The sequence below is a fragment of the Rhodoferax sp. BAB1 genome (genome assembly GCF_013334205.1).
Classification (GTDB): Bacteria; Pseudomonadota; Gammaproteobacteria; order Burkholderiales; family Burkholderiaceae_C; genus Hylemonella.
The window spans coordinates 2,402,282-2,429,127 of record NZ_CP054424.1 but is presented as its reverse complement, the minus strand read 5'-3'; the positions used below and the strand labels follow the sequence as shown (position 1 = coordinate 2,429,127).

Below are 26,846 nucleotides of genomic sequence, written 5' to 3'. Positions count from 1 at the left end.
TCCCTAGGGCTGTCGATCAAGGCCCCCGCGTCCCACCCAGCGACGGAAATTCCGCTTCCGCACCTTTGGCTGTGCGCTGCTGCAGGGTGTGCAGTCGGCGTTGCATGCTCTGGATCTCCACCGTCTGCCCGGCAATGATTTCCTCGGCCAACTGCCGGGTGACAGGATCGCGCCCATGCTGCAACACCAGCCGCGCCATGTCCACAGCGCCGGCGTGGTGCGGAATCATCATCGCCAGAAAGTCCTGGTCGGCCTGGCCTGCGTAGCCCGGGCTGTGCATGGCCTGCATCATGCGGGCCATCGATTCGTCCATATCCCGCTGGAATGCGCTGGTGTGCGCGGCGCTGGCGCCGTGGCTGGTGTGCGCGCCGCTCATGCCGTCTGGCCCTTCTCGCCCACACGCACGTAGACGAGGTTGATGCTCTTTTTGTTGCGCAGCGCGCCAGAGGGCAGCGTCAGATTGCCCAGGGGGATCTGCGCAATGAAGGTCGGGCGCAGCGGGTCGCTCACATCAAATGCACTGCACACGGTCTGGCCCGCGTTGGGCGTGCCGGGCAGCTCGTCCTGTTCGTGGGCCACATACAGCAGCGTGTTCTCGGGGTTGGTCCACAACCCGTGCGACTCGCGGCCACGGCTGGAGAAGGTGCCCACCACCTTGCGCTGTCCGCCCGGAGCGCTGCGGTCGATGATGGCGATCGGGCTCGACGCCACGCCGCCGGGGCCACCATCGTCGATGCGCGCCAGGCTGGCATAGACCACGCTGCCGCGCGCATTGCGCACGAACTCAACGTGGTTGGGCCGCGCGCCCATGCCCAGCGGCACGGTGTCGATCAGGTCGAAGCCACCCTGCGTCGAGCGGCAAGACACCGCATCAGCCAGCTTGTGCGAGAACCACACCTCGGCACCGTCGGGTGTGGTCTTCATGAAGGGCGTGAAGCCGGGTTTGTCCTGTGCGCTGATGTCCAGCGTGGTCAGCCGCTGCGGTTGGCTGTGGCCATCCGCGCCGGGGTTGACGCGGAACACGTCGATCTTCGACACCTTCTGGCTGGCCACAAAGGCCAACGTACCCTCACGGTTGAACCACACCTGCGCCGGGCCGCTCAGCGTGGGCAGGTATTGGCGAACCGCGCTGGAGCCCGGGCTGTCGGCCCCCTTGAGCTGGCGAACGGCACGATCGACGCCGACGATGGCAATGCGGTCTTCACCGCGCAGCGTGACCCACAGCTCGCGGCCGTTGCGCGTGAAAGTGGGCTCGTGCGGTTCGCGGCCCAGCAGCAGGCCACTACTCAGGCGCTCGGGGTTGGTGGTGGGCCCAGACGCAGGGTTGGGTGTGTTGCCGATGACGCGGCGCTGCTCGGCGTCGATCAGATAAATGTTGCTGGAGCCGCGCCCGCTGGTGGCCAGCAACCGGCCATCGGGCGACGGCACCGCGCCGTGCGCATCGATACAGCCGTGGTACAGCGGCTTGTGGACCATCGCCGCGTGCGTTGGCGCCACGCCGGCCGTCACAAAGCGAAACGGGGGACGAGGGTCTTCGTCAAAGCTGGTCAGGTTGATCGTCGACTCGACGGTGTTGGTCTTCGGGTCGATGACCACCAGCGTGTTGGAGTCTTCATTGGTGATGAAGACGCGATCGCGCGGGTCGATGCCGGTCGCTGCGGCTCCCGCTGAAGCGCCGGACGGGGCCTGGGCATGTGCTGCGGGCAGCGCGCTGGCTGCCGCGGCGGCCAGGGTGTACTTGAGAATGTCGCGGCGTTGGGTGGTCATGTTTGCTTTCTGAGTTGGTGTGGAGAGTGATCGCTTGGGTCGTGGGCCGGCAGCCGCCGATGAACCACTGCCCAGCGCTTGCTTCAGGTCAAGAGCGCGGCTCAGGCCGTTTCATTCCCTGGCGCGAGCCGACAGCGCGTCGCGCCGACGCCGCCCTGGCCTTCAGCGCGGGGTGCCAAGTTGCCGATAGACCTCGGCCGACACCTGCGCCAGCACGCTGCGGTCGGCGTCGGACGACAGGGCGTAGCCGAAGGGACCGTCGACCCAGTAGAAGACATTGACCGCACCTTCGCGTGCGAAGCGGAAGGCCGTGTCTGTGTTCTTCACGCCGGCCTGCAGTGCCTTGTCCGGCCTCGCGGCACTGCCCACGTCGGCGACATCGTTGGACACGTACAGCGTCAGCTTGCTGCCGAGCTCGTTGCGGTACATGAACTGCGCAACCGGCCCCTGGCCACCCGGCAACAGGCGCCCGCCTTCCAGCGTGTAGCCCTGGGCCTGCAGGTGCGGCGGCTTCATCGGCGCGCCCATGCGCTTGGACAGCCATGCCACCAACTGGTCCTCGTGCGCCGCGTCCACCTCGACCGGGCGGCGCGCGTCGGGACTGTATACCGCGTGAGCCACCGCCGCGCGCTGCGCGAAGCCGCCCGCTGACGCCAGCGTCAGGCCGCGCTCGGCGGGTGCCGCGGCGGCCATGCGGCCGGCATCGTCGCCCCCCGCGGGCAGGCCGCCCCGCAAGCCCCAGCCAGTCGCGCCGCTGATGACGGCGATGGCGATCCCAGCGGCCAGGCGCTGGAGGTACCAAGGCGTCTGCGGCACGGCGCGCGGGCGCGCCGATTTCAGCAGGCGCTGCGGCGGCTGTTCATCCAGCACGGGATCGAACAAGGCGTGCAGTTCGCGCTTCTGCGCCCGGTAGGCCTCCAGGCGCTGCGCGTCTTCAGGGCGTGCGGCCAGATAAGCGGCGATCTCGACCTGGCGCTCAGCGGGCAGGCGGCCATCAACGAACGCATGCAGGTCGGCCTCGGTGACCGGGGGAATGGACGGTGGCGGACGGTCGGTATTCATGGGTTGATTCGCAATACATTCATTTGACGACTTTCAGCCGCACCGGTTCTGCGCGGCCTTCCATCAGGCCGCGCAGGCGCTCACGGCCTCGCGACAGGCGCGACATCACGGTGCCGATGGGGATACCCAGGGCCTGCGCCACATCGGCATAGGCCATGTCTTCCAGCGTCACCAGAAGAAGCACTTCCTTCTGCTCGACGGGCAGCAAGTCCAGTGCAGCCTGCAGATCCAGTACAGCCAGCCTGTCGGTTTGTGTCGGCGCCACCGGCACTTCGGGCGTGTCGTCGTCCATGGTCACGGTGTGCAGCCTGGGACGGCGCACGCCATCGACGTGCAGGTTGTGCATGATGCTGAAGAGCCAGGCGCGCATGTCGGCCACGCCGCCCCACAGGTTCGACTTGGCCCAGGCCCGCTCCAGCGTGTCCTGCACCAGATCGTCGGCGTCGTCACGGTTGTTCACCAGCGCGCGCGAATAGCGGCGCAGGCGCGGCACCCAGCTCAGCAGGCTTGCGTCGTCTTGCATCGGGGGGTCGTGGCCTGAGGGACTGGACGGAAGTCTACAGCAAATGTCATTCCTTGATGATGTGCCAGACGTCTTTGAAGTTGTCGCCGGCGCGGTCGCCGGGCTTCTGGTCGGCCTGGTAGGTGTAGACCGGCTTGCCCTTGTAGGCCCACTGGCGCGCACCGTCGTCGCGCATGACGATCGTGTATGCACCGGCGGGTTGGTCGCTGGCGGCGGCCATCGCGGGCGGCCACAGCGCGGCGCAGCCGCCGTTGCAGGTGCTCTTGCCGCTGCCTGCCACGTCCTTGTCGAAGGTGTAGAGCGTCATGCCCTTGGCGTCGACCAGCGCGCCGTTGGCGAGCTTGGCCGGCGCGTCGGCAGCCATAGCGCCGGTGAGTGGTGCCGCGAAGGAAGCCGCTGTGATCAGCAGCGCGGCCAGAGTCGAAAGGTGCTTCATGGGGTTGTCCTTTGGGGTCTGGTGGAGAGTAGCCACGCTGCGTGCCGTTCAGTAAGCCGCAGCCACCGCCAGCTTGGGGTCGATCTGCCAGGTTTCACTGACGATCTTGCCTTCACGGAACGTCAGCACGTAGCGCACCTTGATGGGCATCTTGCCTTCGAAGACGACGTTGGCCGAGACGGTGGCGCCCTTGGGGTTGGCCGATTCTTCAATCTGGCCGACTGTGAGCTTCAGTGGGCCGACGGCCTTGCCGAACTTCTCCCAGGTGCCGCGAATGGCATCGGTGGTGGCATAGGTGCCGTCGAGTGGGCCGCCTACCCAGTTCAGCTGGGCCTGGTCGGCATAGGCACGCATGACGATCTGGGTGTCGCCCGAGGCGATGGCCTGGAAGTGCGTGCGGGCGTCGTCGCTGGGGGCGGCGAAGGCGCTGCCGGAGGCGAGCGTCAGGGCGGTGGCGGCGAAAGCGAAAGTCTTGAACATTGTGGGCTCCGATGAAGGGTTGGTGTGAAGTGAAGGGGGGTGAGTGCGGGACGAAGGGTCAGATAGGTCCCGACAAAAGAGCAGACGGCGTCGGCATGCGGTCTATTCCAGAGCGTGCAAAGAAATTTAGGGTCAGGGCCCTGGGCCGTGAATTCGAGGCTTCAGCCCAGCAGGGCCGGCACCCAGCGGTTGATGAGCGCGCCTCCGACGATGAGCCAGCCGAACAAGATCAACGCCAGCAGCAGCGGCTTGGCCCCGGCCTTGCGAATGGCGCCGATGTGCGTGGCCAGGCCGAGCGCAGCCATCGCCATCGCCAGCAGCGCGGTGTCAATCTCGGTCGTCACTGCCACCACCGACGCCGGCAGCCATTGCAGCGAATTGAGCAACACGACCGCGACGAAGCCGAAGGCGAACCAGGGCACAGCGAGTTGACCCTTGGCGTGAGCATGCTCTGCCTCCACTAGGGCTTGCAGGGTGCTGTCGCGCGCCAGCCAAGCCGACAGCATCACCAGGAACGGCGCCAGCATCATTACTCGAACCATCTTCGCGATGACGGCCGAGTTGGCTGCGTCCGGGCCCACCGAACGTGCTGCGGCCACCACCTGGGCCACCTCGTGGATGGTCGATCCGACGTAGATGCCGAACCCGTTGGCGCCGCCGGGGATCAGCGCCCAGTGCCGGTTCAGCTCGAACAGCGCCGGGTACAGGAAGATCGCCAGCGTGCCGAACACCACCACCGTGGCCACCGCCACCGTGACCTGCTCGGCGCGCGCCTTGACCACCGGCTCGGCGGCCATCACCGCAGCAGCGCCGCAGATGGCACTGCCAGCGCCGATCAGCATCGCCGTCTTGCGCTCCAGGCCCAGCCAGCGCGTGCCGATGAGGCAGGCCAGTGCGAAGGTCGAACCCAATATCATCGCGTCGATGGCGACACCAGCGATGCCGACATGGTCAATGTCCTGCACGGTGAGCCGCAGGCCGTACAGCACCACGCCCAGGCGAAGCAGGTTCTGCTTGGAGAAGTTGACGCCGGCGCCGCTGGCTACCGCCAAGCGCGGGGCCCACGGGTAAACCGTGTTGCCCACGATCATGCCCAGCACGATGGCCAGCGTCAGCGCACTGAAGCCATGGTCCTGCAGCCAGGCGATGCGGCCCAGCGCGATACCGGTGGCAGCCAAGGCGCCGCTCAGGGCCAGGCCGGGGAGCATGCGTGCGAAAGCCGATGCAGAGGCCAATGTGCGTGGCTCAGGAAGTACGTTGATGGTCATGCTGCTTGCCTCCGGTTGAAGTTCGTGAGGACAAAGCTTCCGGCTTCATGGATGACCCGTCAAACGGGTTGTATCGCTAAGATGTACCCATCTAATCGCTTTGCAAACGAATCCGCCATGAATACCCTTCGCCTCACGCTGCGACAGCTGCAGATCTTCGTGGCGGTTGCGCGCAGCGGCACTACCACGGCAGCCAGCGCCGAGATTGCGCTGTCGCAGTCGGCCACCAGCTCGGCCGTGAATGAACTTGAGCGGCTGCTGTCGCTGCGCCTGTTCGACCGCGCGGGCAAGCGCCTGCTGCTCAACGACAACGGCCGTGCGTTACTGCCGCGGGCCCTGGCGCTGCTGGACGGTGCCGCCGGCATCGAGCTGATGTCCCGCGATGGCAGCGCCCAGGCGCAGTCGCTGCGCATCGGCGCCAGCACCACCATCGGCAACTATGTGCTGCCCAGGCTGCTGGCCCGTTTTGTCGCAGCGCAACCGGGCCATGCCAGTGCCTGGCGCTCAAAGGTCGTGATCGGAAACACGGCGGCCATCTGTGACGCGGTCGCTGCGTTTGAACTGGACGTGGGCCTGATCGAAGGGCCTTGCCACCAAGCGGCGCTGGCCGTCACGCCATGGCACCAGGACGAGATGGTGGTCGTTACATCGCCTGACAGCGCGTGGGCACGAATGAGCCTGGCCGGCGAGCGGGTGCCAATGCGGACACTGCGTGAAGGGGTCTGGCTGTTGCGTGAGTCGGGCTCGGGAACGCGCGAGGCCACCGACCAAAGTCTGCTGCCCCACTTGCGCTCCTACCGTCGAAGCATCGAGCTGGGAAGTTCGGAGGCGATCAAACATGCGGCCGAGGCGGGTATGGGGGTGGCCTGCCTTTCGTCGTGGGTCGTGAGCGACGCTTTGGAGGCCGGCCGCCTGTGCCGCATCTCCACGACCTTGCCGCGGCAGCTCCGACAATCTCACCTGGTCGTGCATCGCGACAAACAGCCCACCGCTTCGCTGCTGGCATTTGTCGACCAGGTATTTGGCGCCGAGAACACGGCGCCATGAAATGTGACTCCATCGAGGTCAGGCCTGAGCAGCTCGCCAGTCGGCGCTCAAAGTTTATCCACGCACCTTCAACGAGATTCACGGCAGGCTCACCTGCACAAATGCCGGATGCGGATGGCGACGTCAAGACTGCCGCATATCCACATACCGCGCGCGATGTCTTGGGCATTGCGATCCAACGGCCACCCCTTGTTTCCTTCTTTATTTGCGGCGAGAGCAATGATCAGAATGTTGCAACAGCATCAGGTCAAAGTGAACTATTGCCCGTCTATCACGCACTTTGAGGAGCACAGGGAACCCGGGTGGCGGGTATTGCGCTACGGACACTGAAGGACCAAAAGAAGTGATTCGCCCTCCCTGCTGGCGCTTGAAGAAGGCCTGCCCATGGTCCAGAACACCGTTTCGTCCGTGACGCAAAGGGCCATTCCAGAACTTTGCACTTCGCTACAGTGCCGAACGACCGGTACAGGTAATCGATCGGTCGCTTGAGATCCTGACCGGTAAGCGACCGCTTGCGTTGGCGCCCATGGACTCTGCCGTCGAACCTAAGTGGCAGCAATCAGCCTTGAACTGACATTCCCGCCACGACTGTGAACCACACTAATTTAATGAATTACACAAGTATTTCTTGAACTGAGATTGGGTGGCTTGCCGAAAAGTTCAATGCAGATACTAGATGACACCACATGGTCATGGTATTGCCGCTTTGACATTACTTGCGGCACCGGGCGTGCCGTGAATTCTCCGGGGGAGCTTCAGTCAATCTTGCTCTTTTGATGCACGAGCCCGCTGGCGGGGCGATATAGATTTCAGCATCTGCAGCGGACTGATGGTGACCGTCGGCTGCAGCATTGAGATCCAATCCGTCCTTTCCATGGCCTTTAGGACCCGCACCAGAGTCTCGACCGTGGCTCCTTTCCCGCCCTCAAGATTGCGCACCGCTGTACGGGAGACACCAGCATCCCGGGCCAGCGCTTCCTGGGATAAGTTCCGTAGCAATCGAGCAGCACGGATTTGCTCACCCAACGTTACTTCGAGCTCGGCCGGCGTAGAGAGATCTTTTGCCATGGGTTGATCAATAGATCGATTTAGGACTTGATGCTATTGGATTTCTTTAAGACCAATAAATGAAATTTTAGGCTTATTGGTTTTTATTAGAACCAAAATCCCAGAACAATAAAAGCAAGCCTTGCCAAGTCGATAGGCCATGTTTACTTGTCTAGTATCGTGGACAAATGATCACGCACGACTCACTCGGCATTCTTGCCGGTGTGATACGTCGCGCCGATCACCCGTGGTCGAAGAGACGGGCCAAGCTTGCGGGCAGTTTCAGAAAACTGGTAGGTCTGCACCCAGGTGGTGGAGAGCACAATCCTGACCTCAGGATGGGGTTCGAGCAGTCGTTCCAGTAAAGCGAGATGTTCGAACAGGCTGTGGCCAGGAGCTTTGAGGTAGGGGCCCTTGCGAGGATGCCAGTAGCAATACTCGGGATGAAGGACACCGTCGAAGTCCAGGTACAGGATCGGCAGGCCCAGTCCTTTGACTTTTCGGTCAAGCATGGTGGTATCCGGGATGCTTGGTGGTTAGTCCGAGACTAGCCTTCTGGAGACGATGGGGTGGAGTGCCCCGCGAGTTCGCGCGTGCGTTTCATCAGCCAGATTACCTCGTCGTTGCTGAGGCCCCAACCTTGACCGCGAACACGATGCTCGGTTTCTCGGTGGAAGACGTCCAGGTTAGAAACGAGGCCAGCCGCCCGCTTGCGACGCGTTCGCTCCGCCAGTTGCTGAGCCAGATCTTCGCAATAGACCCATCGTTCGTGCAATTCAGATGCGGTCGGTCCCACCACATATCGACCATCAATCTTTCGAGCCATGAATTTGGCTTGAGCTCCAGGAACCGTTGGCGCGGTAAACCCACGAGGAAAATCGACTGGAACGTCTCCCATGGCTTTTCTTGAGCGAATCTTCAGCCGCAGACAGACTAGACCTTTATCGTTCTCAACGCGCTTAAAAGGTATTCGTCTCCATTCTGGTCACTCACCCCGATGATTCGCGTCACGATCTCGCGTTCTACGGTAATAGAGAGGATCTGTACGGCCTGAATGAGTGACTCCTCTGGAATCGATATCTTGCGATCTCCTTTTGGAGATGCCAGAAGCATGAGGTACTTCACAACGAGATACACCGCTACGCTCAGGCTGCTCGAAGCCTCGGCGTCCTGTTTCACCATCAATTCGACACGGCGAAGATCCAACGCGAGGGACAACAGGATCGGCTCACTTAACTTTGAAGGAAGGAGCTCCTCCACGGGCCTGCTCTCAGCAAACCTACTAAGCAAAGAGAGATCGGTTGTGGATATTGGTCTCAATGTCTGCAGCATCGGAACTCCAGAATCTGAAAAGGATACTTATAGTCTGTAGACTTATAGTCGTCAATGCAGGGAAGCTATCGGGCACATGCCCCGTAGAAAAACATCCCGAATGTCTGCTCGCGAGTGTCTTGCTGGACAGATGCGTGAGCTTCGACTAAAGATCGGAATTTCCCAAGAGAAATTGGCCGAGGCTGCAGGCCTTCACCGCACTTATATTGGGGGCATTGAAAGAGCCGAGCGGAATGTGTCTATCGACAACATTGAAAAAATCGCGGTTGCCCTGGGAGTCGACGTCGTTCAATTGCTGTCGCCTATTGGAGCCTCCGTTGAAGGGGACTAGGCGAGATATAGCGATGTATTCCAACTGGCAAAAATCACTGAAAAACGTCTATTGCAATACAAAAAAACAAGGTAATGAGTACCATTGGTGAGGATTTGGTCCAAATTCGACTCTGGAAACAGAAAAAATTCAATGGATACGAACTAGAGCTTTCGCATACGGCCAGTACATCGACTTCACCGAGGTGCCGGGCGGCCAGCGTGACGGCGGCCGCAGCCTGGCGCGCCTGATCCAGAAAAGCATCCTGGACGCCACCGGCCTGAGCTGCTCCATCGGGGTGGCGCCCAACAAGCTCATCGCCAAGATGGCCAGCGAGTTCAAGAAACCCAGGGGTATCTCCATCGTGATGCCGGGGGACCTGCAGGCGCTGATCTGGCCGCTGCCCTGCCGCAAGATCAACGGCGTGGGCCCCAAGACCGACGAGAAACTCCAGGCGCAGGGCATCCACACCATCGGTGAACTCGCCGCGCGCGAGCGCGATTGGCTGGTCGAGCACTTCGGCAAGAGTTATGGCGCCTGGCTGTTTGAGGCGGCCTGGGGGCGCGACGAGCGCCCGGTGGTGACCGAAAGCGAACCGGTGTCGATCAGCCGCGAAACCACCTTCGAGCGCGACCTGCACGCCGTGCGCGACAAGGCCGAACTGGGCGCCATCTTCACCGCTCTGTGCGAACGCGTGGCGGCCGACCTGCAGCGCAAGGGGTATGCGGGCCGGACCATCGGCATCAAGCTGCGCTACGATGACTTCAAAAGCGTCACCCGCGACCAGACCCTCAGCCACCCCACGGCCGACGCCGCGACCATACGCCAGGCGGCGGGCCAGTGCCTCAAGCGCGTGGACCTGCAGCGCCGGCTGCGCCTGCTGGGCGTGCGTGTGGGCTCGCTCGTGAAGGCGGGTGAGGAAGCGTCCATCCCATCGACCCAGGAGACCGATCACCATGAACACACCGCCCTGCTTTTCCCTGACGATTGAGCAGCACATTGCCCACCTGGTGCTCAATCGCCCCGAGGCCATGAACACCATGCACCCGCAGTTCTGGCGCGAGCTGGACGCGGTGCTCACGCAGCTGCATGCCGGCAGCGAAGCGCGTGTGCTGCTCATCAGCAGCACCGGCAGGCACTTCAGCGCCGGCATGGCGCTGGAGACCTTCGGCGGCGCCATCACCCTGGACGACCGCAGCGCCGAAGGGCGTGCCGCCATCTTCGACCTGCTCACCGACATGCAGGCCACCTTCACGAAACTGGAGACGCTGCGCATCCCTGTCATTGCGGCTATCCAGGGCGGCTGCATCGGCGGCGCGGTCGACATGGTCAGCGCCTGCTGCCTGCGTTACGCCACGGCCGATGCCTTCTTCTGCATCCAGGAAATCAATATCGGTATGGTGGCCGACGTGGGCACGCTGCAGCGTCTGCCCAAGCTCATGCCCCTGGGCGTGGTCAAGGAACTGGCCTACACCGGGCGTCGTTTGCCGGCGGCGCAGGCGCTGGGCTACGGCCTGGTGAACCAGGTCTACGACACGCCCGAGGCCCTGCTGGCCGGCGCCCTGCAGACGGCCAGGGAGATTGCCGGCAAGCCGCCCGTGGCCCTCTGGGGCACCAAGCAGGCCCTGCACTATGCGCGCGACCATGGCGTGGACGATGCGCTCAGACAGATGGGCTGGCTGCAGGGCGCGATCTGGAGCAACAAGCACGTGCTGGAGGCCGTCACGGCCATGAAGGAGAAGCGGGCGGGCCAGTTTCCGGCGCTGTCGCCGCTGCAGTCCTTCCGCGACATCGGCCTGAGCGAATGATCGCCAAACCTGCCTTCGCCCTGGCCCTGTTCGTTTTCCTGGGAGGCGGCCACGCGCATGCGGCCGACCGGGACGATGCGATGTATGCCGCTTACGCGTGCCAGCAATACGCGATGGCGGCACTCAAGACCCTGGGCAAGCCCAAAGCCGACCCCTCACGCCCCGCGACACCGGTGCCGGTCAACGACGCGCGCTGGGCCGGTTTGCCTGATGTCTGGCTGGCCCTGGGCGCGCTCCATGCACAGGCGCGTTTTGGTGCGCCTACGGTCCGTTCGGACTACCGGTGTACGGTGCAGAAGATGGCCGTGGGCGGCTGGAAACTGCTCGATCTGCACTGGCCCCAGGGCCATCCCTGAGCCCGAATTACGCCTCTTTTGACAGCCACTTCCAGCGTGCCGCCGGTCGGCTTTCGTGATTGAATCGGGGCTGCATCATCAGGAGAGCAGCGTGCGGACCAATCTGCCCGTCATCGACCAGGAATACGATTACCCGGCCAGCGCCATGCTGGTGTCCATGACCGACACCCGGGGCTACATCACCCACGGCAACGCGGCCTTTTTCGCCACCAGCGGCTACAGCGCCGAGGAACTGATCGGCGAGAACCACAACATCATCCGGCATCCCGACATGCCGCCCGAGGGCTTTCGCGACCTCTGGCGCACCATCGGCCACGGCAAGCCCTGGACCGGCCTGGTCAAGAACCGGCGCAAGGACGGCAGCTACTACTGGGTGCGCGCCAATGTCACGCCCATCATGGAAAACGGCAAACCCGTGGCCTACCTCTCGGTGCGCACCAAACCCGGCCGTGAAGAGGTGCAGGCCGTGGCTGGCCTGTACGCGCAGCTGAACGAGGAAACCCGGGCCGGGCAGCCCAGCTTCCATCTGCAGGGCGGGCAACTGCGTTTCCATGGCCTCAAGGGGCAGCTGCAGCGCTGGCATGACCTGGGCCCGACAACGCGCATGGGCCTGCTGCTGGGCCTCATGCTCGTGCTGGGTCTTGCGCCCGTCTGGCTGGGGTTCCAGGGCGCGCTGGCCAGCTGGTTGCAGTTCGGCGGCCTGCTGGCCGGCGCGGGCATGGCCCTGGCGGTGTTCCAGCGGCGTTATGTGCAGGCCATCGAGCAGGTCGAGCTGTTTGCGCGCGACCTGGCCGCCTGCAACCTCAAGACCGCGCTGGATTTCTCGCCCAACCATCCCATGGCGGCCACGCTGAACAACCTGCGCCAGGTGCAGATCAACCTGCGGGCCGTCATCGGCGATGTCAACAGCGAGATCAGCAACTTCAACCGTACCGCCCTGGAGATCTCCGAAGGCAGCCTGGACCTGTCGGCCCGCGCCGAGTCACAGGCCAGCAGCCTGGAACAGACGGCGGCCTCGATGGAGGAAATCTCCAGCACCGTCAAGCACACCTCGCAGATTGCCGACGAGGTGCTGCGCCACAGCGAGCAGAGCACCACGGTGGCCACGCAGGGCGGCGAGTCGGTGCATGAACTCAGCGAACTGATGACACGCATCGACCAGTCGTCCGGCAAGATGCGCGAGATCATCTCGGTCATCGAGGGCATCGCCTTCCAGACCAACATCCTGGCGCTCAACGCCGCGGTGGAAGCCGCACGCGCCGGTGAACAGGGGCGCGGTTTTGCCGTGGTGGCGACCGAGGTGCGCGCGCTGGCCCAGCGCAGCGGCACGGCGGCCAAGGAGATCCGCGAACTGATCGCGCACTCGGCCGACCAGATCTCCAACGGCGCCGAGCGCATGCAGCACGCCAACAAGACCATCGAGGAAGTGGTGGAAGCGGTGCGCGAGGTGGGGGTGCTGATCAACCAGATCAGCACGGCCACGCGCGAGCAGACCACCGGGGTGGCCCAGGTCAACGAGGCCATCAACCACCTGGACGAGCTGACGCAGCAGAACGCCGCCCTGGCCGAGGAATCGGCCGCGGCTTCCGACGGGCTCAAGGTCAGCGCCGCGTCCCTGACCCAGTCCATGCAGGTGTTCCGCCTGCACTGACCCGCAAGCGCAGTGTTTACTGCCGTGCCGTGCGCACGTTGGCCGGCAGGGCCTGCGGGTGGCTGGTGCGCCAGGGGTTGATGTCCAGGCCGCCGCGGCGTGTGTAGCGCGCATAGACCGTCAGCTTGGTGGGCTTGCAGCGCGTCCAGATGTCCATGTAGATGCGCTCCACGCACTGCTCGTGGAACTCGTTGTGGTTGCGGAAGCTCACCAGGTACTGCAGCAGGCCGGCCTGTTCGATCTGCGGGCCGCTGTAGGCGATCTGCACGCTGCCCCAGTCGGGCTGGCCGGTCACCAGGCAGTTGCTCTTGAGCAGGTTGCTGGTCAGCACCTCGTTTACGGGCTGTTCGTCGAAGGCGGCTGTCAGCAGTTCGGGCGCCGGCGTGTAGTGCGTGCACTCCACCTCCAGCCGGTCCAGGCTCAGGCCGTCGAGTTCATGGATGGGTTCCTGGTCGAACAGCTCGGGCGCGATGATCTTCACGCCCACCGTACCCGTCTTGTCCGAGTCGCGCCACACGGCGGCACTCAGGTCGGCGCGCAGCCGCGCCAGGACCTCGGCCGCATCGGCGAACTTGGTGTTGTTGTAGCTGTTGAGGTAGAGCTTGAAGGACTTGCTCTCGATGATGTTGGGGGTTTCGCAGGGCACGGTGACGTGGGCAATCGCCACTTGCGGCTTGCCGCGCAGGTTGAGCCAGCTCAGCTCGTAAGCCGTCCACAGGTCGGCGCCCAGGAAGGGCAGGGTGGCGGGCACGCCGATTTCATCGCGTTTGGCGATGCGCGGGATGGGGAACAGCAGGCTGGCGTCGTACTGGTCCTTGTACGGCGTGGCCTTGCCCAGCAGGGAGTCTTCGGCTTGGCTCATCTCAGTCCTGCACTTTCCGGCGGAAGACCAGGCGGTCCGGTTCGGAGGCCTTGGCGTCGAAGGCATAGCCTTCGAGCTTGAACTTCTCCAGCTGCTTGGGTGTGCTCAGGTGCTGGGTGGCCGCGTAGCGCGCCATCAGGCCGCGCGCGCGTTTGGCCAGGAAGCTGATGACCTTGTACTTGCCGCCCTTCCAGTCCTCGAACACGCATTCGATCACGCGGGCTTTCAAGGTCTTGGTGTCCACGGCCTTGAAGTATTCCTGCGAGGCCAGGTTCACGACGACGGGCGTCTTGTCGGCCTGCAGGCGTTCGTTGAGATAGTCAGCGATCTGCGTGCCCCAGAACCTGTAGAGGTTCTTGCCCCGCGGGTTCTCCAGCGCCGTGCCCATCTCCAGCCGGTAGGGCTGCATCCAGTCCAGCGGACGCAGCACGCCGTAGAGGCCGCTGAGGATGCACACGTGCTCCTGGGCCCAGGCCAGGTCCTCAGCCTTGAGTGTCTTGGCGTCCAGCCCTTCGTAGACGTCGCCGTTGAAGGCCAGCACGGCCTGCTTGGCGTTTTTCGCCGTGAACTTCGGGCTCCAGGCCTGGTAACGCGCCACGTTCAGGCCGGCGAGCGTGTCGCTCAGGTCCATCAGTTCGGAAATCTGCTGCGGCGAGTGCTCGCGCAGGAGCTTGATGAGTTCGGTCGATTGCTTGACGAACAAGGGCTGCGTATGCGGCACGTCGCCGGCGGGGGTGTCGTAGTCCAGGGATTTGGCGGGAGATAATAAAAACAGCATGTTGCGTATCCTGTATCAGGACAATTATCTCGTAGCCATCGACAAACCGCCCGGTCTGCTGGTGCACCGAACGGGACTCGACGCCGGCGAGACCTTGTTTGCCCTGCAGCTGCTGCGCGATCAGCTGGGCCGCCCGGTCTGGCCCGCCCACCGGCTGGACAAGGGCACCAGCGGCGTGCTGCTGTTCGCGCTGGATGCCGAGACGGCCCGCCTGCTGGGGCCGGCCTTCGAGGCACCAGACCAGGTGCACAAGACCTACCAGGCCGTGGTGCGCGGCTGGCCACCCGAATCGGGCCTGATCGACCACCCCCTGCAGCGCATGGAAGATGACGCCCGCGCTGGCCGCATGCAGGTGCAGGACGCCCGGACGCGTTATCGCACGTTGGCGCGTTACGAACTGCTCTTGCCCCAGGGCCCTTTCCCCACGACACGCTGCGCGCTGGTGGAACTGCAGCCCCTGAACGGTCGCCGGCATCAGCTGCGCCGCCACATGAAACACGTGGCCCATCCCATCATCGGCGACGCCACCCATGGCAAGGGGCCCCTGAACCGCGCCCTGGCGGCGTGGCTCGGGGTGCAGCGCCTCTGGCTGCATGCGCTGCGCCTGGAGCTGGTCCATCCGGTGCATGGCACGGCGCTGCCGCTGGAGGCCCCCCCCGGGCCTGACTGGGCGCTGTGGCGCGGCAGCTTTGATGTATGTCAAGACGGGCGGATGGGCGCCGACTAGACTGGATCGGCCGCCGCTGTGACGGCGCTGTTCCTGATCTGGAGATGCCATGAAACTCATTGTCAATTTCTTCGTGATGCTCGGCCTGCTGGCCTGCCTGGGGGCCCGGGCGGCCGATCCGGTGACCGAGGCCATCACCCAGGCCTACGCGCCCTACCGTGCCGCGCTGTTCCGCACCAACAGCAAGGCGCAGGCCGAGTCCGAGCAGGCGATGGCCCAGGCCCGGCAGGCCTGGCAATCGATCGTGGACCGCTACGCGGCCGCGCCCCCCATTCCCTACGACAAAGATCCTGAATTCAGTGCGTCCCTGCAGGCCGTGGCCAAGGTGTACGAGCAGGCGACCGGCGAGATCGGCCAGGGCAAGCTGCCGCAGGCGCACGAAACGCTGGAACAGGCGCGCGACATCATGGCCGAGTTGCGCCGGCGCAATGGGGTCATCGTCTACAGCGACCATATGAATGCCTACCATGCGGAGATGGAGCATCTGCTGGAGCAGGAGGCGGCCCTGACGAGCAGCGCGCAGGGCCTGCTGAACCTGGTGAAACAGATGGGCGTGCTGGACTACCTGGCCAAGCGGCTGCGCAGCGAGGCGCCGAAGGCCCTGCAGAGCGACGCCGAATTTGCCGCTGCCCTGCAGGCACTGGAGACTTCGGTGACCATGCTGCACCGGGCCGCCATGAACCAGAATGCGGCCGCTGCCAAAGAGGCGCTGGGCCGGCTCAAGGGCCCTTACAGCCGCATGTTCCTGAAATTCGGCTGAAGTGCTTTGCAGCCCGGGTGCGCCGCCGGCTCAGGCCAGCGCGCGCAGCGCGGCCACCGTTTCCGTCTCGGTGCGGTAGAGACGATGCGCCGGATCGGCCGGCTTCCACCCCGCCTGCAGCAGGGTGCGTTCCACCGGCAGTTTCATGCCACTGATGTGCAGCAGCACATCCTGCTGGCGCAGTTGCTCGCTGAGCTTGAGCAGGGCGTCCACGCCGGTGGCATCGATGCGGTTGATGGGCTGGGCGAAGAGGCAGACGTGGCGGGTTTGCGGGTGCGCCGCCAGGTGCTCGACGATGGCGCGCTCGAACTCGGCCGCAGCGGCGAAGTCCAGCGCCGCATCCATGCGCAGGGCATAGGTGTCGGGTGCCAGCGGCGGCAGTCGCCAGAGATGGCGGTCGCGCAGGCTGCCGTCGGGGTGCAGTCCCACTTCGATGATGCGCGGATGCAGGCGCTGGTAGAGGAAATGGCTGAGCGACATCAGCACGCCGGCCAGCACGCCCCAGTAGAGCTGCGGTGAGACCAGCAGGGTGATGAGGAAAGTGGTGCCGGCAATGACGGCCTCCACGCGGGCGATGCGCCACAGGCGCGTGAACTCGCGCGGCTTGAGCAGGCCCAGCACCGCGGCCACCACGATGGCGGCCAGCACGGCCTGCGGCACATGGCGCAGCACGGGGATGAACAGCCACAGCGCCAGCAGCACGACCGCGGCGGAAAACACCGTAGCCCAGCCGGTGCGCGCGCCGGCGTAGAGATTGAGCGCCGAGCGCGAGAAGGAGGAACTGGTCGGGAAGGCACCGCTGAGGCCGGCCGCCAGCTTGCCCAGGCCCTGGCCGATCAGGTCCTGGTCCTGGTTCCAGCGCGTGCCGCGCCGTTCGTTGTCGACCTTGGCGCTGGAGGCCGTTTCCAGGAAACTCACCAGCGTGATGACCAGGGTGGGCAGCAGCAGCTGGCCCAGCACGGACAACTCAGGCAAGGCCGGCAGGCTCAGGGCAGGCAGGCCGGCCGGCAGGGAGCCGACCACCTGGCCACCCGCCGCCTCGAAGTCCAGGCCATGGGACAGGCCGGCGGCAGCCAGCACGATCAGCAGCACCGAGGGAAAGGCGGGGCGCCAGCGCCGTGCGACCAGCAGCAGCGCCAGCGTGCCCAGGCCGAAAGCCAGCGAGGGCAGGTGCCAGGCATGGAGTGGGTCCGATGCCAGGCTGTGCCAGTTCCGCAGGCCCAGCAGGTCGGGCAGCTGGGAGGCGATGATGAGCACGGATGCCGCCTGGGTGAAAGCCATGAGCACCGGCGCATTGACCAGATTGAGCAGCCAGCCGAAACGCATGAAACCCAGCACCAGCTGCAGCAGGCCGGTGAGCAGGGCCAGCCAGATGGCCAGCTGCACCCATTGCGCCGAGCCGGGCTGGGCCAACCCGGTCAGGCCGGCGCTCACCAGCAGGCAGGTCAGGGCGGTGGGGCCGACCGAGAGCCGGGTCGAGGCGCTGAACAGCACGGCCAGCAGAGCCGGCAGGATGGAGGCATAGATGCCGGTGACCGGTGGCATGCCCGCCAGCACGGCGTAGGCCACGCCCTGGGGGATCACCATCAGTCCCACAGCCAAGCCGGCCAGGGCTTCGCTGCGCAGCAGTTCGGCCGTGGGGCGGGGCCAGTTCAGGAAGGGGAAAAGCTTGCGCAGGCGGGTGGCGGTCGTCATGGCGGTCGAGTTTAGGGCCTGTTCACACTAATTTCGCAAGTGCGAACATGGCTAAAACCGCGCCACTCGTTGTTGCACTCCTAGCCCAGGCGGTTAGCCTGGGCGTCGTCGCGCGCCTAGATTGGCGCGGTTTTAGCCATGTTCCCTCCGGGTTGCGGCCAAAAAAGCCATGCGGGGTGTTGCGCGGACTTGCCGGGGGCCTACCCCGGCGGCGTCCACGCGCCTACCGCATGACTTTTTTGATCCGCAACGCATCTTGTGAAATTAGTGTGAACAGGCCCTAGTCCCGTACCGAGGGCGGGCTGGCTTGGGTGGACCGGTCTTTTACGCTAAAGTAAATGCATTACGCATAAGTGAATTCGAGGAGCCGCCATGTCCACGCCCCAAGCCGGCCTGCCGCCACCGCCCCCCATCCAGCAGCTGCACCACTACGCCTACCGCGCCCGTGATGCCGAGGAGACGCGGCACTTCTACGAAGACATTCTGGGCCTGCCGCTGTACCACATCATCCAGAGCGACCACGTGCCCAGCACGGGGGAATACTGCCCTTACACACACTTCTTCTTCCGCCTGCAGGACGGCTCCTTCATCGCCTTCTTCGACCTGGGCGACGACGTGGCCGCCGAGCCCAGTGCCAACACGCCGCGCTGGGTCAACCACATCGCCTTCCGGCTCGACTCCATCGCGCAGCTGGAAGACATGAAGGCGCGGCTGCAGGCGAATGGCATCGAGGTGATCGGCGTGACCGACCACCACATCTTCAAGAGCATCTACTTCTTTGACCCCAATGGCATCCGGCTCGAACTTTCGGCCCAGGTGGCCGACGAGTTCCAGATGCTCAAGGAAAGCACCACGGCGCATGCGCGCCTGAACGAATGGACTGCACGCAAGCAGGTCTGGCGCCAGGAACGCGCCGCCGGCAAGGTGGCCGCGCCGCTCAAGCCCCAGCAGAACGACCGGCCCGAGGTGGGCGGCCGCAAGACCACGGTCAGGGCCGGATCATGAGCGCGGCCTGGCGCGATGTCGCCTTTACCAACGGCTACGAGTTCACCCAGGGCAAGGGCTACGAACTGCCCGAGTACCCCTTCGTCGAGCCGCCCGAACTCAAGAGCGGTGAAGTGCGACGCCACAAGGTCGTCATCGTCGGCGCCGGCATCACCGGCCTGACCCTGGCTTGTTGCCTGGCCAGGCTGGGCATCCCTGCCGTGCTGCTGGACGAGGACAACACCGTGGGCGTCAAGGGAGCCTCCTCACGCGGCATCTGCTACACGCAGAAGTCGCTGGAGATCTTCCAGCGCCTGGGGGTGTACGAGCGCATCGCGGCCAAGGGCATCCAGTGGAGCGTGGGCCGCACCTTTGCCGGCCAGGACGAGGTCTATTCCTTCGACCTGCGCCAGAACAGCAGCTACAGCCTCTCGGCCCAGCCGCCCTTCATCAACATCCAGCAGTTCTATATCGAAGGCTATCTGGTCGAGCGCATCTACGGCCTGGGCCACGTGGACCTGCGCTGGAAGTCGCGTGTGACGGGCTTCCAGCAGCACGCGGGCTATGCCACGCTGGTCGTGGAGACGCCGGCCGGAGCCTACAAGCTGGAGGCCGAGCACGTGATCGACGCCAGCGGCTCGCACACGCCATTCCACGGCTGGACGGGCGCCACCATGACCTCGCGCCGCGGCGACGACCGCTGGTGCATCGCCGACGTGCGCTTCAAGCACCGCCCGCCGCAGGAGCGTCACACCTGGATCGAGGCGCCCTTCAACGGCAACCGCGCGGTCTGGCAGCACCTGATGGGCGACGAGGTCTGGCGCATCGACTACCAGATGGAGCCCAATGCCGACCCCGAGGCCGTGAGCCGCGAGGATGTGGTGCGCGAGCGCCTGCGGCAGCAGTTCGGCCCGGACGTGGAAGCCGAGATCGTCTGGGTCGGCCCCTATGCCTACCGCAGCCAGTGCCTGGACCGCTTGCGCATCGGCAGCGTGTTTTTCATGGGTGACACGGCCAAGATCGTCAGCCCCTTCGGCGCGCGCGGCGGCAACACCGGCGTGGCCGATGCCGACAACCTGGCCTGGAAGCTGGCGGCCGTGCTGCTTGGCCAGGCCCCGGCCACGCTGCTGGACAGCTACAACGAGGAGCGGCACGAGGCCGCCGCGCAGAACGTCATGGTGACCAACCGCACGGCGCGTTTCCTGCGCCCGGCCGATGGCATGGAGCGCACCTTCCGCAGCGCGGCCATCAGCCTGGCACGCCAGCACCCCTTTGCGCGTGCGCTCATCAACACCGGTCGCATGGCCGTGGCCAACAGCTACACCCATTCCGGCATCTGCGAGCGCAGCGGCGGCCTGTCGGTGCAGAACGTGAGCTTTCGCTGGGCCGACCACAGCGTTGGCTGCGTCAACGACCTGATCGAATGGGCGGGTGGCCAGTTGCTGGTGCTGGTCTTTGGCGACATGTCGGCAGCTGCGGTACAGCGCCTGCGCCATCTGGGCAGCGCCGCGCCCGTGCGCTGCGTGCAGGTCGTGGGGCCGGACACCCGGCCCCAGGCGCGCGAGTTCGTGATCGACCCGCAGGGCCATCTGCAGGGCGCCTGCCATGTCTTCGGCCATGCCTGGGCCCTGGTGCGGCCCGACGCCTACATCGCCGCTACGGGCGAAAGCGTGGACGCCGGCCTGATCCAGGCCATCGAACGCGCGATCGGCATCAAGGAGTTTTGATGAAAACCACCCCCCATTTCCAGGATGCCGATACCTTCTACGAGCAGTTGCTGGACGCCCACACCGGCCTCTCCCGCGAGCAGTCGGAACTGCTCAATGCCCGGCTGATCCTGCTGCTGGCCAACCAGATCGGAGCGAAGGAAGTGCTGGCCGAGTGCATCCGGGCGGCCAAGGATATGCCGCGCTAGGCTGGTCCAGGGCTCCCCCGGTAAAATCGAGGGCAGTTCCCAGACACCCCATGGAACGGCACCCTCGGGTGCCGTTCTTCATTTTTTGTCAGCACCATGACCGACACCGTCCAGCAACCCGGCCTCAACAGCCTGTCCAAGTCCTTCGAACCCGCCGCCCTGGAGGCGCATTGGGGCCCCGAATGGGAGAAGCGCGGCTACGGCCAGGCGGGTTTTCGCGGTACCGGCAAAGCCAAAGCGGGGGCACCGTCTTTCGCCATCCAGTTGCCGCCGCCCAATGTGACGGGCACACTGCACATGGGCCATGCCTTCAACCAGACCATCATGGACTCGCTCACACGTTACCACCGCATGGCGGGCGCCAACACGGTCTGGGTGCCGGGCACGGACCACGCGGGCATCGCCACCCAGATCGTGGTGGAGCGCCAGCTGCAGGAGCAGAAGATCAGTCGCCACGACCTGGGCCGCAAGAACTTCGTGGTGCGGGTCTGGGAGTGGAAGGAGCAGAGTGGCAACACCATCACCACCCAGATGCGCCGCATGGGCGACAGCGTGGACTGGAGCCGCGAATACTTCACCATGGACGACAAGCTCAGCAAGGTCGTCACCGAGACCTTCGTGCGCCTGTACGAGCAGGGGCTGATCTACCGCGGCAAGCGCCTGGTCAACTGGGACCCGGTGCTGCAGTCCGCCGTGTCGGACCTGGAGGTCGAGAGCGAAGAGAAGGACGGCTCGCTCTGGCACATCGCCTACCCCCTGGCCGATGGTTCGGGCAGCCTGACCGTGGCCACCACCCGCCCCGAGACCATGCTGGGTGACGTGGCCGTGATGGTGCACCCGGAGGACGAGCGCTACCAGCATCTGATTGGCAAGATGGTGACCCTGCCCCTGGTGGGCCGCCAGATTCCGGTCATTGCCGACGCCTACGTGGACAAGGACTTCGGCACCGGCGTGGTCAAGGTCACGCCGGCGCACGACCCCAACGACTACCAGGTGGGCCAGCGCCACAAGCTGGAGCTGATCTGTGTGCTGACGCTGCAGGCCACCGTCAACGACAACGCCCCCGAGAAATACCGTGGCCTGGACCGCTTCGTGGCGCGCAAGGCCATCGTGAAGGACCTGGAAGCGCTGGGCCTGCTGGTTGAGACCAAGAAACACAAGCTCATGGTGCCCATCTGTACCCGCACGGGCCAGATCGTCGAGCCCATGCTGACCGACCAGTGGTTCGTGGCCATGAGCCAGGTTGGCAAAGGCGACCCGACGGGCAAGAGCATTGCGCAGAAGGCCATCGACGCGGTGGACAGCGGCGCGGTCAAGTTCGTGCCCGAGAACTGGGTCAACACCTACAACCAATGGATGAACAACATCCAGGACTGGTGCATCTCGCGCCAGCTCTGGTGGGGCCACCAGATCCCGGCCTGGTACGACGAAGACGGCAAGGTGATCGTCGCGCGCAACGAAGCCGAAGCCCAGGCCCAGGCGCCGGGCCGCAAGCTCGTGCGTGACGAGGACGTGCTGGACACCTGGTATTCCTCGGCCCTCGTGCCTTTTTCCACCATGGGCTGGCCCGGCGCTGTGGAGCGCCCCTCCGGTAGCGGGACCGAGGATTTCGACCTCTACCTGCCCTCCAGCGTGCTGGTCACGGGTTACGACATCATCTTCTTCTGGGTCGCCCGCATGATCATGATGACGACCCACTTCACGGGCAAGGTGCCGTTCAGGCATGTCTACATCCACGGCCTGGTGCGTGATGCCCAGGGCCAGAAGATGAGCAAGTCCGAGGGCAATGTGCTGGACCCGGTGGACCTGATCGACGGCATCGCGCTTAGCGCTCTGCTGGACAAGCGCGTGGTCGGCCTGCGCAAGCCCGAGACTGCACCCCAGGTGCGCAAGAACACCGAGAAGGAATTCCCCGCCGGCATCCCGGCCTTCGGTGCCGATGCGCTGCGTTTCACCTTCGCTTCGCTGGCCTCGCTGGGCCGCAACATCAACTTCGACAGCAAGCGCTGCGAGGGCTACCGCAACTTCTGCAACAAGCTCTGGAACGCCACACGTTTTGTGCTGATGAACTGCGAGGGCCAGGACTGCGGTCTGGAGGAGCACACCAAGGAACAGTGTGTACCGGGCGGGCCTTTCCACGGTTACCTGAGCTTCAGTGCCGCCGACCGCTGGATTGTCTCGCTGCTGCAGCAGGTCGAGGCCGAAGTGGCCCGGGGCTTCGCCGACTACCGGCTGGACAACGTGGCCAACACCATCTACGACTTCGTCTGGAACGAGTTCTGCGACTGGTACCTGGAAATCGCCAAGGTGCAGATCAGCACCGGTGACGCAGCGCAGCAGCGCGCCACCCGCCGCACCCTGATCCGCACGCTGGAAACCATCCAGCGCCTGGCGCACCCGCTGATCCCCTTCATCACCGAAGAGCTGTGGCAGAAGGTGGCGCCCGTCGCCGGCCGCTCGGGCGAGTCGGTCAGCGTGGCCGCCTACCCGGTGAGCCAGCCCGAGCGCATCGACGCCGCGGCCATGGCCGAGGTGGCCCGCCTGCGCCAGTTCGTGGACGCCTGCCGCAATCTGCGCGGCGAGATGAATGTGTCGCCCTCCACGCGTCTGCCGCTGTACGCCGTGGCCAGCAGCGCCGGCGAGACGGCTTTCCTGGAGCAATGGGCGCCGGTGCTGCAGGCCCTGGCCAAGCTCAGCGAAGTCAAGGTCTTCAAGGCCGAGGCCGAGTGGGCCGCTGCCGCCCAGGCTGCGCCCGTGGCCGTGGTGGGCGAGGCCCGCCTGTGCCTGCACATGGAAGTGGATGTGGCCGCCGAGAAGGCCCGCCTGGGCAAGGAAGCGACCCGCCTGGAAGGCGAGATCGCCAAGGCCAAGGGCAAGCTGTCCAACGAGGCTTTCGTGGCCAAGGCGCCGCCCGCCGTGATCGAGCAGGAGAACAAGCGTTTGGCCGACTTCACGGCCACCCTGGCCAAAATCCAGGACCAGCTGACTCGCTTGAGGTAATCGTCATATTTCGCAGGGAGAATCGGGGCATGACGCAAAAAATCAAAACCGCCGTTTTCCCCGTCGCCGGCCTGGGCACGCGTTTCCTGCCGGCCACCAAGGCGGCGCCCAAGGAGATGCTGCCTGTCGTCGACAAGCCGCTGATCCAGTACGCGGTGGAAGAGGCCTATGCCGCCGGCATTCGCCATATGGTCTTCGTGACCGGGCGCAACAAGCGTGCCATCGAGGACCATTTCGACACCGCCTACGAGCTGGAGAACGAGCTGGAGCAGGCCGGCAAGCAGGCCCTGCTGGACCTGGTGCGCTCGGTGCAGCCGGACGACATGCTCTGTTCCTACGTGCGCCAGCCGCGCGCCCTGGGCCTGGGCCATGCGGTGCTGTGTGCCGAGCACCTGACCGAAAACTCGCCTTTTGCCGTGCTGCTGGCCGACGACCTCATGATGGGCCCGCCCGGCGGTTTGCATGTGCTGGCCCAGATGGCCGAGCAGTTTTACCGGCTGAACAATTCCGTGATCGCGGTGCAGGAAGTGCCACAGGACCAGGTGCGTCGTTACGGCATCGTGGCGGGCCAGCCCGACGGTGAGCGCCTGCTGAAGATCAGCCACATGGTGGAGAAACCCGCGCCTGAGCAAGCACCGTCACGCCTGGCCGTGGCCGGCCGTTACATCCTGACGCCGGCGGTGTTCGAGCAGATCCGCCAGCAGCCGCGCGGTGCCGGCGGAGAAATCCAGCTGACCGACGGCATTGCCGGTTTGCTCAAGCACGAGGCCGTGCATGCCTACACCTATGCCGGCAAGCGTTATGACTGCGGCAGCAAGGAAGGGTTTCTGGAGGCCACGGTGGAACTGGCCCTGGCGCACCCCGAGGTGGGGGTGCATTTCCGCGCGTATCTCAAGTCGCTCAAGGTCTGAGGCCTGAGCCCCGAACTTGCGAAGAAATCGTAGCGAGCGGCCCGAGCGCAAGGCGGACGGAGCACAGGAACCGGAACGTACTTCCTGTACGTGAGGATTCTGAGCACCGCCCAACGCGGCGATCGGATCGCGCAGTAGATTTATTCGTAAGTTCTTATTTGCGCTTGAGGACGTGGATGTAATCCTTGCCCTCGGTGGTCTGTTCCAGCAGTTCGTTGCCGGTCTGCTTGGCAAAGGCCACGAAATCACGGACCGAGCCGGCGTCGGTGGCGATCACCTTGATGGTCTGGCCGCTCGTCATCTCCGACAGGGCCTTCTTGGCCTTGAGGATGGGCAGGGGGCAGTTCAGGCCACGGGTGTCGAGTTCTCGGTCAGCGTTCATCACAGGTCCAGATTAGCGAGCAGCCCTGATTTTAAGCAATCCGGCCTTCAGGTGGCGGAATCGGACCTCTGTGGGGACTTCCAGCCCTCCATGAACTGCGGGGTATGCCCGCGCGAGCGCAGCCAGTCGGCCAGGGCGTAGCCGGTGCCGGCAGGCCAGCATTTGACCTTTTCCGGGCTGAACAGCCGGTAGTCCACCAGTTCGGGCGAGAGCTTCACCTCGCCCTCGCAGCGCGCGTGGTAGGCCACGATGAGCTGGTTCATGCGCTGGAAGTCGTAGACGCCGATCAGGTTCAGCTCCAGGGCCTGCAGGTTCGTCTCCTCCTGGATTTCGCGCGTGATGCCTTCCTGCGGCGTCTCGCCGGCTTCCATGAAACCCGTGATCAGCGCGTACATCTTGCCTTCCCAGGCCGCATTGCGCGCCAGCAGGATCTGGCCCTGGTACTCCACCACGGCGGCCAGAACCGGTGTGGGGTTGTTCCAGTGCGTCCAGGCGCAGGCCGGGCAGCGCAGGCGTTCCTTGGGGCCACCGTCTTCCAGCAGAGTGATGGGCGCCAGCGCCGTGGCGCAGACCGGGCAGTAGCGGAAGTCCTGGCTCATCAGACCAGAGTTTCAGGCCGGGAAGACGCCGGTGGACAGGTAGCGATCGCCGCGGTCGCAGACGATGAAGGCGATGGTCGCGTTGGTCTCGCGCGCGGTGATCTGCTGCGCGACCCAGCAGGCCCCCGCAGCCGAGATGCCAGCAAAGATGCCTTCCTCGCGCGCCAGGCGGCGGCACATCTCTTCGGCATCGCTCTGGCTCACGTAGACCAGCTCGTCCACCGCGCTCGGATCGTAGATCTTGGGCAGGTATTCCTGCGGCCATTTGCGGATGCCGGGGATGCGCGAGCCTTCGCTGGGCTGGGCGCCGATGATGCGGATCTCGGGGTTCTTTTCCTTGAGGAAACGCGAGACGCCGGTGATGGTGCCCGTGGTGCCCATGGCGCTGACGAAGTGGGTGATGCGCCCGCCGGTCTGCTCCCACAGCTCGGGGCCGGTGGTCTCGTAGTGGATGCGCGGGTTGTCGGCATTGGCGAACTGGTCCAGCACCCGGCCCTTGCCGACCTGTTCCATCTGCGTGGCCAGGTCACGTGCGTATTCCATGCCGCCGGATTTGGGCGTGAGGATCAGCTCGGCGCCAAAGGCCTTCATGGTCTGGGCGCGCTCGATGGAGAGGTCCTCCGGCATGATCAGCACCATGCGGTAGCCCTTGATGGCCGCTGCCATGGCCAGGGCGATGCCCGTGTTCCCGGAAGTGGCTTCGATCAGCGTGTCGCCGGGTTTGATTTCGCCGCGTTCCTCGGCGCGCTGGATCATGGACAGGGCGGGGCGGTCTTTCACCGAGCCGGCCGGGTTGTTGCCTTCGAGCTTGCCGAGGACGACGTTGCCGCGTGCGGCGTTTTCCGTGGCGCCGATGCGCTGCAGGGCCACCAGCGGCGTCTTGCCGATGGCGTCTTCGATGGTGGGGTACTTCATGACCGCCACTGTGCCATAATTTCGGCCTTCATCCCTCGTGGATGGCCATCTCCGCCCGGGTGGTGAAATTGGTAGACGCAGGGGACTCAAAATCCCCCGCCGCAAGGCGTGCCGGTTCGATTCCGGCCCCGGGCACCACCCCTTCTGAATACCCCAGTTGGTTTGCATTCGCGAACCGGCACGCCTGAAGGCGGTACTGTTGAAGCGCACTTGCGTGCGCGGGTTCGATTC

29 protein-coding genes, 1 tRNA gene and 1 pseudogene are annotated in these 26,846 nt (G+C 64.8%); 15 read left to right on the top strand and 16 right to left on the bottom strand.

Features of this window, described 5'->3' with window-relative positions:
* Positions 1-16: 16 nt before the first annotated feature.
* From HTY51_RS11625 to HTY51_RS11595, 7 genes are all read right to left on the bottom strand, one after another.
* Complete coding sequence (locus HTY51_RS11625; RefSeq protein WP_008904210.1) at positions 17-376, bottom strand: DUF305 domain-containing protein; 360 nt, start codon at positions 374-376, stop codon at positions 17-19.
* Positions 373-1,767 carry a YncE family protein gene (locus HTY51_RS11620; protein WP_008904209.1) on the bottom strand — a complete coding sequence of 465 codons (1,395 nt, stop codon included), beginning with the start codon at positions 1,765-1,767 and terminating at the stop codon, positions 373-375. The genes HTY51_RS11625 and HTY51_RS11620 overlap by 4 nt, the downstream gene beginning before the upstream one ends.
* Positions 1,768-1,929: 162 nt before the next feature.
* Positions 1,930-2,829 carry an anti-sigma factor gene (locus HTY51_RS11615; protein WP_174252888.1) on the bottom strand — a complete coding sequence of 300 codons (900 nt, stop codon included), beginning with the start codon at positions 2,827-2,829 and terminating at the stop codon, positions 1,930-1,932.
* A 19-nt stretch (positions 2,830-2,848) separates the two neighbouring features.
* Positions 2,849-3,352 (bottom strand): RNA polymerase sigma factor, encoded by a 504-nt coding sequence (locus HTY51_RS11610; protein ID WP_008904230.1) that lies wholly within the window; start codon positions 3,350-3,352, stop codon positions 2,849-2,851.
* A gap of 46 nt (positions 3,353-3,398) precedes the next feature.
* Positions 3,399-3,716, bottom strand: coding sequence for a hypothetical protein (locus HTY51_RS11605; protein WP_231624607.1), 318 nt, complete (start codon positions 3,714-3,716; stop codon positions 3,399-3,401).
* A 120-nt stretch (positions 3,717-3,836) separates the two neighbouring features.
* Entirely contained in the window at positions 3,837-4,268 is a 432-nt protein-coding gene (locus tag HTY51_RS11600; protein ID WP_008904227.1) for a nuclear transport factor 2 family protein, read from the bottom strand.
* 161 nt (positions 4,269-4,429) lie between these two features.
* A complete protein-coding gene (locus HTY51_RS11595; protein WP_008904226.1) occupies positions 4,430-5,536 on the bottom strand; it encodes a YeiH family protein in 1,107 nt (368 codons plus the stop codon).
* 117 nt (positions 5,537-5,653) lie between these two features.
* Here HTY51_RS11595 and HTY51_RS11590 point away from each other — a divergent pair, with 117 nt between their 5' ends.
* Both HTY51_RS11590 and HTY51_RS11585 read left to right on the top strand, forming a co-directional pair.
* The gene (locus HTY51_RS11590; protein WP_008904225.1) at positions 5,654-6,583 is read left to right on the top strand and encodes a LysR family transcriptional regulator; all 930 of its coding nucleotides are present in this window, start codon (positions 5,654-5,656) and stop codon (positions 6,581-6,583) included.
* Positions 6,580-6,867, top strand: a complete 288-nt coding sequence (locus tag HTY51_RS11585; RefSeq protein WP_133156668.1) for a hypothetical protein — start codon at positions 6,580-6,582, stop codon at positions 6,865-6,867. The genes HTY51_RS11590 and HTY51_RS11585 overlap by 4 nt, the downstream gene beginning before the upstream one ends.
* A 475-nt stretch (positions 6,868-7,342) precedes the next feature.
* Here the strand turns inward: HTY51_RS11585 and HTY51_RS11580 are convergent, their stop codons facing one another.
* From HTY51_RS11580 to HTY51_RS11570, 3 genes are all read right to left on the bottom strand, one after another.
* A complete protein-coding gene (locus HTY51_RS11580; protein ID WP_174252887.1) occupies positions 7,343-7,651 on the bottom strand; it encodes a helix-turn-helix transcriptional regulator in 309 nt (102 codons plus the stop codon).
* A 182-nt stretch (positions 7,652-7,833) separates the two neighbouring features.
* Entirely contained in the window at positions 7,834-8,142 is a 309-nt protein-coding gene (locus tag HTY51_RS11575) for an HAD domain-containing protein (RefSeq protein ID WP_174252886.1), read from the bottom strand.
* A 421-nt stretch (positions 8,143-8,563) separates the two neighbouring features.
* Positions 8,564-8,962 (bottom strand): hypothetical protein, encoded by a 399-nt coding sequence (locus HTY51_RS11570; protein WP_174252885.1) that lies wholly within the window; start codon positions 8,960-8,962, stop codon positions 8,564-8,566.
* Positions 8,963-9,038: 76 nt separating this feature from the next.
* On the opposite strand from HTY51_RS11570, the gene HTY51_RS11565 reads away from it, so the two are divergent.
* From HTY51_RS11565 to HTY51_RS11545, 5 genes and pseudogenes are all read left to right on the top strand, one after another.
* Positions 9,039-9,293: a helix-turn-helix domain-containing protein gene (locus HTY51_RS11565; RefSeq protein WP_174252884.1), complete on the top strand. Its 255-nt coding sequence runs from the start codon at positions 9,039-9,041 to the stop codon at positions 9,291-9,293.
* A 166-nt stretch (positions 9,294-9,459) separates the two neighbouring features.
* Positions 9,460-10,263, top strand: a pseudogene (locus tag HTY51_RS11560) (DNA polymerase IV); the annotation flags it as partial.
* Positions 10,229-11,080, top strand: a complete 852-nt coding sequence (locus tag HTY51_RS11555; protein WP_174252883.1) for an enoyl-CoA hydratase-related protein — start codon at positions 10,229-10,231, stop codon at positions 11,078-11,080. The pseudogene HTY51_RS11560 and the gene HTY51_RS11555, both read left to right, overlap by 35 nt.
* On the top strand, positions 11,077-11,436 hold the full coding sequence (locus HTY51_RS11550; protein WP_174252882.1) for a hypothetical protein: 360 nt from the start codon (positions 11,077-11,079) through the stop codon (positions 11,434-11,436). Before HTY51_RS11555 ends, HTY51_RS11550 begins: the two co-directional genes overlap by 4 nt.
* Positions 11,437-11,527: 91 nt before the next feature.
* Entirely contained in the window at positions 11,528-13,087 is a 1,560-nt protein-coding gene (locus HTY51_RS11545; protein ID WP_174252881.1) for a PAS domain-containing methyl-accepting chemotaxis protein, read from the top strand.
* A 16-nt stretch (positions 13,088-13,103) separates the two neighbouring features.
* On the opposite strand, the gene queF is transcribed toward HTY51_RS11545, so the two are convergent.
* Positions 13,104-13,949: an NADPH-dependent 7-cyano-7-deazaguanine reductase QueF gene (gene queF / locus HTY51_RS11540; RefSeq protein ID WP_174252880.1), complete on the bottom strand. Its 846-nt coding sequence runs from the start codon at positions 13,947-13,949 to the stop codon at positions 13,104-13,106.
* 1 nt (position 13,950) lies between these two features.
* A complete protein-coding gene (gene yaaA / locus HTY51_RS11535) occupies positions 13,951-14,727 on the bottom strand; it encodes a peroxide stress protein YaaA (protein WP_174252879.1) in 777 nt (258 codons plus the stop codon).
* Between yaaA and HTY51_RS11530 the strand changes: the two genes are divergently transcribed.
* Together HTY51_RS11530 and HTY51_RS11525 are read left to right on the top strand one after the other, a co-directional pair.
* Complete coding sequence (locus tag HTY51_RS11530) at positions 14,726-15,454, top strand: pseudouridine synthase (RefSeq protein WP_174252878.1); 729 nt, start codon at positions 14,726-14,728, stop codon at positions 15,452-15,454. The two genes, yaaA and HTY51_RS11530, sit on opposite strands and share 2 nt — an antisense overlap.
* Positions 15,455-15,503: 49 nt before the next feature.
* Complete coding sequence (locus HTY51_RS11525; RefSeq protein ID WP_174252877.1) at positions 15,504-16,214, top strand: hypothetical protein; 711 nt, start codon at positions 15,504-15,506, stop codon at positions 16,212-16,214.
* A gap of 30 nt (positions 16,215-16,244) precedes the next feature.
* On the opposite strand, the gene HTY51_RS11520 is transcribed toward HTY51_RS11525, so the two are convergent.
* Complete coding sequence (locus HTY51_RS11520; protein WP_174252876.1) at positions 16,245-17,909, bottom strand: SulP family inorganic anion transporter; 1,665 nt, start codon at positions 17,907-17,909, stop codon at positions 16,245-16,247.
* A gap of 372 nt (positions 17,910-18,281) precedes the next feature.
* Between HTY51_RS11520 and HTY51_RS11515 the strand changes: the two genes are divergently transcribed.
* From HTY51_RS11515 to galU, 5 genes are all read left to right on the top strand, one after another.
* Positions 18,282-18,914 carry a VOC family protein gene (locus HTY51_RS11515; RefSeq protein ID WP_174252875.1) on the top strand — a complete coding sequence of 211 codons (633 nt, stop codon included), beginning with the start codon at positions 18,282-18,284 and terminating at the stop codon, positions 18,912-18,914.
* Positions 18,911-20,620 (top strand): FAD-dependent oxidoreductase, encoded by a 1,710-nt coding sequence (locus HTY51_RS11510; protein WP_174252874.1) that lies wholly within the window; start codon positions 18,911-18,913, stop codon positions 20,618-20,620. The genes HTY51_RS11515 and HTY51_RS11510 overlap by 4 nt, the downstream gene beginning before the upstream one ends.
* Positions 20,620-20,808 carry a DUF2783 domain-containing protein gene (locus HTY51_RS11505; protein WP_174252873.1) on the top strand — a complete coding sequence of 63 codons (189 nt, stop codon included), beginning with the start codon at positions 20,620-20,622 and terminating at the stop codon, positions 20,806-20,808. The genes HTY51_RS11510 and HTY51_RS11505 overlap by 1 nt, the downstream gene beginning before the upstream one ends.
* 96 nt (positions 20,809-20,904) lie before the next feature.
* Positions 20,905-23,808: a valine--tRNA ligase gene (locus HTY51_RS11500; protein WP_174252872.1), complete on the top strand. Its 2,904-nt coding sequence runs from the start codon at positions 20,905-20,907 to the stop codon at positions 23,806-23,808.
* Between the two features lie 29 nt (positions 23,809-23,837).
* Positions 23,838-24,719: a UTP--glucose-1-phosphate uridylyltransferase GalU gene (galU, locus tag HTY51_RS11495; RefSeq protein ID WP_174252871.1), complete on the top strand. Its 882-nt coding sequence runs from the start codon at positions 23,838-23,840 to the stop codon at positions 24,717-24,719.
* Positions 24,720-24,873: 154 nt separating this feature from the next.
* On the opposite strand, the gene HTY51_RS11490 is transcribed toward galU, so the two are convergent.
* The 3 genes from HTY51_RS11490 to cysM are packed head-to-tail and all read right to left on the bottom strand — an operon-like array spanning position 24,874 to position 26,615.
* Positions 24,874-25,101 carry a sulfurtransferase TusA family protein gene (locus HTY51_RS11490; RefSeq protein ID WP_174252870.1) on the bottom strand — a complete coding sequence of 76 codons (228 nt, stop codon included), beginning with the start codon at positions 25,099-25,101 and terminating at the stop codon, positions 24,874-24,876.
* A 47-nt stretch (positions 25,102-25,148) separates the two neighbouring features.
* Positions 25,149-25,700: an NUDIX domain-containing protein gene (locus HTY51_RS11485; protein ID WP_174252869.1), complete on the bottom strand. Its 552-nt coding sequence runs from the start codon at positions 25,698-25,700 to the stop codon at positions 25,149-25,151.
* Between the two features lie 12 nt (positions 25,701-25,712).
* On the bottom strand, positions 25,713-26,615 hold the full coding sequence (gene cysM, locus HTY51_RS11480) for a cysteine synthase CysM (protein ID WP_174252868.1): 903 nt from the start codon (positions 26,613-26,615) through the stop codon (positions 25,713-25,715).
* Positions 26,616-26,668: 53 nt separating this feature from the next.
* On the opposite strand from cysM, the gene HTY51_RS11475 reads away from it, so the two are divergent.
* A tRNA-Leu gene (locus HTY51_RS11475) sits at positions 26,669-26,753 on the top strand.
* Positions 26,754-26,846 lie beyond the last annotated feature (93 nt).